Origin of the sequence: Aliivibrio kagoshimensis (genome assembly GCF_050337105.1) — a bacterium.
Lineage (GTDB): Bacteria > Pseudomonadota > Gammaproteobacteria > Enterobacterales > Vibrionaceae > Aliivibrio_A > Aliivibrio_A kagoshimensis.
In genome coordinates this window covers 1-2203 of the sequence record NZ_JAKJSQ010000143.1, presented here as the reverse complement: position 1 = coordinate 2203, position 2203 = coordinate 1, and the positions used below count along the sequence as shown (strand labels likewise).

At 42.4% G+C, this 2203-nt stretch carries 2 protein-coding genes; both read right to left on the bottom strand.

The window, feature by feature from the left end:
• Window positions 1-80: 80 nt before the first annotated feature.
• On the bottom strand, window positions 81-677 hold the full coding sequence (locus L4C32_RS20515; RefSeq protein WP_428198748.1) for a CoA pyrophosphatase: 597 nt from the start codon (window positions 675-677) through the stop codon (window positions 81-83).
• 25 nt (window positions 678-702) lie between these two features.
• Window positions 703-2085, bottom strand: a complete 1383-nt coding sequence (gene pabB / locus L4C32_RS20510) for an aminodeoxychorismate synthase component I (protein WP_428198747.1) — start codon at window positions 2083-2085, stop codon at window positions 703-705.
• Window positions 2086-2203: the final 118 nt, after the last annotated feature.

The following is a 2203-nucleotide window of genomic DNA, read 5'->3' as shown; positions in this document are numbered from 1 at the left end:
TGTGAAACGTTTGAATGTGACCGATTTGTTGCGGAGATTGTTTTGTTTGTAACAAAGGGTTTTTAATCGAAATGTTCAACCTATTGTAAAACTTGGCATTTTATAAAGTTAAGTATCTGAGCTGTTGCGCCCCAGATTAAAAAATTACTGTACGTCGTCCCATAGGTTAGATGAATGTGATCGTTGCAATAAATTGGTAGTGCTGAGAAGTACTTAGAGTAAAGAAAATGGTCAAGGGGAACTTCAAATATGGATGACACTTCATCGGTATCTATTTTTGAGGAGTAATCTTCTGAGACAAAAGCCAAATAGGGCTGAACCTCAAAACCGCTAACAGTGGGTAACGCCGGTAATGAACCAAATATGGAAATGCACGCTTTTGAAATGCCGACTTCCTCATAGGTTTCACGTAATGCTGTTTCTTTTAACGACTGGTCAGTGGGTTCGAAACTTCCGCCGGGAAAACTGATTTGACCAGGGTGATAGCGTAAATGAAAAGCACGTTGAGTGAGTATGACGTTCAGTCCATTACTTCGCTCAACCAGCGGAACCAGTACAGCTGCCTTACGAAGAGAAGATCGATTCTGAGTGACTTGCTTAGCTCTTAATAAACTCAGCGGGTCATAAACAGATTGAGGCGATAATACAAAGTGATTAAGAAAGGTTTCTCTATTCATTTCAATCCATTTATGTCATGAGAATTTATGCTTTGGTTAGCGTCGGTAATATTTTGCTCAACTTGTCTAATGTCTCTTGATATTCTGACTCACAATTACTGTCTGCAACAATACCGCCCCCAGCCCATGCGTATAACGTTGAGTTATTGGCTATTAAGGTTCTGATGGTGATACTGGTATCCATGGTGCCACAACGGCTCAGGTAACCAATGCTTCCACAGTAGGTATTTCTTCTATGGGGTTCGAGTTCTTCAATGATCTCCATCGCTCGGATCTTTGGCGCACCAGTGATTGAACCACCAGGGAAGCAGGCGCGTAATAACTGCTCAGGGTGGTATTGTTCGTCTAATGTTGCGGTTACCGTGCTCACTAAATGATGAACGGCAGGAAAACTTTCAATTTCAAACAGGTGGGGAACGGTTACTGAACCGGCTTTTGCTACCCGTCCAATATCATTTCTTAATAAATCGACAATCATGACGTTTTCAGAACGATCTTTTTCCGCCAGTTGTAGCTCTTTAGCGAGCCGCTTATCCTCAAGAGGGCTCTTCGATCTTGGTCGGGTTCCCTTGATCGGTTTGGTCTCAATATTATTATCGTTTAGAGAAAGAAAACGCTCTGGGGATATAGAGAGTATCGAAGCTTCATCGGTTTTTATATAGGCGGAGAATGGCGCTTGATTGGCGTGTTCGAGTTGTTGGTACGCTTGCCATTCTGAACCATGGTATGAGGCACTGAAGCGCTGGGCTAAATTAATTTGATAACAGTCCCCCGCAAGTAGGTACTCTTGAATTTGATTAAATTTGGACTGGTATTGGGTGAAACTCATGTTTGAGCACCAATCAGAAAGCATCTCGAATGGTGTGCGATCCGATAAGTTCGCCAATTTGTAGTCATCAAACCACTGCAGTCGTTGGCTCTTTTTCGGCTGAACGAGAGTAAGCTTTTTTAATTTATGATCGGCAATTAAAGCCCAATCGTAAAGGCCAATGGCCATGTCTGCCGTGTGAATATCATGTGAAGACGTGTTAGGGATGTTTTCTACACGTCGGCCAAGATCATAACTGAAATAGCCTAAAGCACCGCCTAAAAAAGGGAGATCGTCTACCGTTTTTATTGTTGGTAGTAGACGCGTTTTATAGTGTTGCAGGAGTGCAAATGGGTCATGCTCACTGGTTACTGGTTGTTTACCTTGTACTCGAATAGTGGTGGTAGTGCCGTGCGTTTGCAAAGTTGCCACGGGATCCGCAACCAAAATATCGAAACGATTATCCGGATGTTGCTCAGAAGCAGAGCGTAACAACATTGCCCATGGCAGTGAAGAGATAGGTTCAAACCACGAAAAAATAGCATTTGGGCTGTATTCAAGGCTCTGATAGGTCAGTTTGTCTTCTATTTGTAAATTCATTGTTCTTTTTTGTGACAAAAGTTGGATTGCTTAATAGCACTGGCTTGCGGGCAAGAGTATTATGGCAATGGAATGCTAATAACTACGAATAAAACGGTGTAAGATAACACTTAATAGC

Coding starts and splice junctions, on each gene's coding strand:
- pabB (WP_428198747.1), bottom strand. CDS start 2,085: ATGAATTTACAAATAGAAGACAAACTGACCTATCAGAGCCTTGAATAC.
- L4C32_RS20515 (WP_428198748.1), bottom strand. CDS start 677: ATGAATAGAGAAACCTTTCTTAATCACTTTGTATTATCGCCTCAATCT.